The sequence below is a fragment of the Streptomyces narbonensis genome (assembly GCF_014649015.1).
GTDB lineage: Bacteria > Actinomycetota > Actinomycetes > Streptomycetales > Streptomycetaceae > Streptomyces > Streptomyces narbonensis.
Genome location: NZ_BMSF01000109.1, coordinates 1 through 771 on the forward strand (window position 1 = coordinate 1; position 771 = coordinate 771).

General features: G+C 11.0%; 1 tRNA gene. It reads left to right on the forward strand.

The window, feature by feature from the left end:
• Nucleotides 1-514 precede the first annotated feature (514 nt).
• Nucleotides 515-587, forward strand: a tRNA-Ala gene (locus IE124_RS36310).
• Nucleotides 588-771 lie beyond the last annotated feature (184 nt).

The following is a 771-nucleotide window of genomic DNA, read 5'->3' on the forward strand; positions in this document are numbered from 1 at the left end:
TATATAGGTTCAAATCCTATAAGATATTATATTATATTATATAATATTATATATTAATAAATATTATTAATTAATTTATTTATTTATTTATTATTAAATAAAAATATTTAATAGTTCCGGGGCCCGGCCACGGGAGCCGGAACCCCGAAAGGAGAATAATATAAAATATTATAATTATTTATATATTAATTATTAATTATTTATTATTTATTATATAAAAAGTATATAATTTTATATTTTAATATAGGGTTAATTAATTAATTATTAATTTTTTATAATAAGATAATAATATATTAAAAACTTATTATAAATTTATAAAATAATATTTATTTACTTTGATATTATTTTTAATCTTTCATTAATATATATTTTATTATAAGTAATAATATAGTTTAATTTAATTAATATAAATAAATTACATAAGAATAATATTATAATAATATTATATATTATATAAAGAAATAATAATTTATATTTTTATTTTTTTTATAAATAATATAAATATAAATATAATGGGGTTATAGTTAAATTTGGTAGAACGACTGCGTTGCATGCATTTAATATGAGTTCAAGTCTCATTAACTCCAATAATTATATTATATAATATATATATTAATAAATTATATATATATATATATATATAAATATTAAATAAATATTATATTAATAAATAATATAAATTATCTAATCGAAGGAGATATTTATAATATAATATAAATATTTTAATAAATTAATAAATATTATATTAATAAATAATTAATAAATATATAA